Below are 2,702 nucleotides of genomic sequence, written 5' to 3'. Positions count from 1 at the left end.
CACAATCCGCAAGTTACTTATGTGTGGAATGATTTGACAAATGGTATAAATAACATTGCCAATACCCCAACTTTACAGGTAGGAAATTTTGGCACAACTACACAATATCAAGTTATCATAAATGACGGTTCGCAACCCAATAATTGCGAAAGTACAGACTTGATTACGGTAGAATTTTATACCAATCCGATTGCCGAAATTACCTTTAACGGTGGGCAGGTTACCGACATTGCCTTTTGCGACGTACAAGGTGCGCAAACTTTCAGCGGAGCGCACCCTTCACATGGCGCAAATATCCAATACGAGTGGCGCAATCTGAACACAAACCAAGTAACCTTGGGCGCAACCCTAAACGCCGCCAACTTCTCCTCTACGGTTACTTACGAGTTGAAAGTTATTGATGCGAGCCAGCCGACCCAATGTTTCCGTACCGACCAAGTTACGGTTACTTTCTACCCACAACCCATTACACAAATCAAACACAACAACGTAGCCAAGACCGAAGAGCAGTTTTGTAATAGCGACGGCGCACAAACCCTGAACGCCACAGATGCTTCTCATACCGCTCCTTTCTTCTCTTATGAATGGTTTGATGTAACCAACGGTGTGAATTTGGGTAACACCCCTACTATCCAAGCCAATAATTTTGCCCCCAACGGCGGCGCACCCGTTACAACGATTTATCGCGTTAATATCACCGATAGTCGCGCCAATTGTGTCAATACGGCAGAAATAGAAATTACTTTCTATTCCGAACCATTAGTAGATGGTCAGATTACGGCTTCGCAAGACGAATTTTGTGAAGGGGGTACGATTGATTTAAACATTGCCGATACCGAAGGTGATGTTTCCTACCGCCTCATACAAGCAATCCAAAATGGCACTTCTGCCCCTACCACTTCTACCATAGGAACGCAAATGGGCAATGGCACAACCCTAACCTTTGCAGGGCTGCCCCTAACAACAACCCTAAGCACAGGCATTACAACCTATACCTACACCGTAGAAGCCACACGCACCCTCCCCAACGGCGAAACTTGCGTGCAAATGCTCACCGACGAGGCACAAGTTCGCGTCTATCCCAAGCCTACCGTAACGCTAAACGGAAATGCTACAATTTGTGTGGGCGAAACGGCAAATGTAAGTTTTGTCTTGACAGGGAATTTCCCGATGCAACTTTCTTACTCGGTTACGGATACCTTTGGTATTACGACCGTAGTGAATGAAACCATCGGGGTAGCCACTACACAAAGTCCGCAGACCTTTGTCATCAATACAGGCAGCGGCATTTATCAGGCTCTAAGCCTACAAGATGCCTATTGTACTGGCGATATACCCAACACTATCATTACGGTTAATGCCATTTACCCGCCTGTTATGACCCTTAGCGCGGACGATTTGGAAATTTGTGCAGGCGAAACAACTACCTTCACCGCCACAGGCGCAACCAACGACCCTAATGCGCAAATTCGCTACATCTTCTATATCAATGGTTTGCCACTACAAGATGGAACGCTCGATACTTACACACCTGCTCCTAATACTTTGCAAAATGGTGATGTTATCAAAGTAGTAGGTTATGTCGTAGGCGATAACAACCCTTGCGCAGGCACAAGCAACGAAATCGTCCTCACTGTCAATCCGAATCCTACGGTTGATATCGGCGTAGATAGGTTTAAATGTGTAGGCGATACGGCAATTATCGTTGCGACCCTGCCCGAACCTACTAATTTTATCTACGATTGGCGCAAATATGATTTTGATAATGATATTTGGGCGCAAGTAGGAAATGGCAATGATACCCTTTTTGCCTTAGATACAGGTTGGTATAAAGTTCGTTTGCAAAATGTTACAACAGGTTGCGAAGGCTTTTCTAATGCCGTCTTTATCTATGATTACGATACCTTAAAGGTAGATTTAGGACAAGACCGTCGCGTTTGCGACCCTTCGGATTTGCCTTTCCGTTTGGTAGCTGCCGACCTTTCGCACCCCAATAGCGTCGTCTATGAGTGGTACGAAACAGGCGACAATACCATTTTGGGTACAGATTCTACCTATGACGCGCCACAAGAAGGCTTCTATTCCGTCATTGTCAAAGACCTTGTGCGCGGCTGCGAAGTGCGCGATACGGTCAGAATCCAACTCAAACCCGACCCCGATTTTGAACTTTTGGAAGAACAAAATCAAGACTGTGCGGACGAAAAAAGGCTCTATATCGAGGCGACCAATATCGAAAATATGCTCATCTCTTGGACTTTTTCAGGAATCGGAACAGGTATTGTTTCTGTATCAAACGATAATTTAAGTGCCATTGTCAATCAAGCTGGCACTTATACCGTAACCGTTAGCGACACCACTTTTGGCGTAATTTGTACCTTATCAAAAAGTATAAATGTGAACATTCGCCCACGCCTAAACGTAGCGGGCGCAACCCTACCCAACGACGAAATCGTCGCCTGTCAAACCGATACGCTTCGTTTTGATGCCTTCAATTTCACCCATGAGCCTGACTATGAATACCTTTGGCGCAATTTAGCCACAGCAGAAGTGGTATCTGATAATTCAAACGTTGAAATTGTTTTTGAAGATAGCTATACGCCCACACGCTTCGAAATTCAGGTTACCGACGCGGCAGGTTGTCAGGTGCGCGATACAATTACCGTCCGTTTCGAGCGGCAGTCGCAAGTGGAAATTTTGGAAAC

Annotated in this window: 1 protein-coding gene; it reads left to right on the top strand. The window is 45.6% G+C overall.

Features of this window, described 5'->3' with window-relative positions; genetic code table 11:
* A partial coding sequence (locus G500_RS25970; protein ID WP_035756793.1) for a hypothetical protein occupies positions 1 to 2,702 on the top strand: 2,702 nt, incomplete at both ends.

The sequence above is a fragment of the Hugenholtzia roseola DSM 9546 genome, from assembly GCF_000422585.1.
In the GTDB taxonomy this organism is placed as follows: domain Bacteria; phylum Bacteroidota; class Bacteroidia; order Cytophagales; family Bernardetiaceae; genus Hugenholtzia; species Hugenholtzia roseola.
The sequence above is the reverse complement of the archived record's forward strand: the minus strand, read 5'-3'. Positions and strand labels throughout refer to the sequence as shown.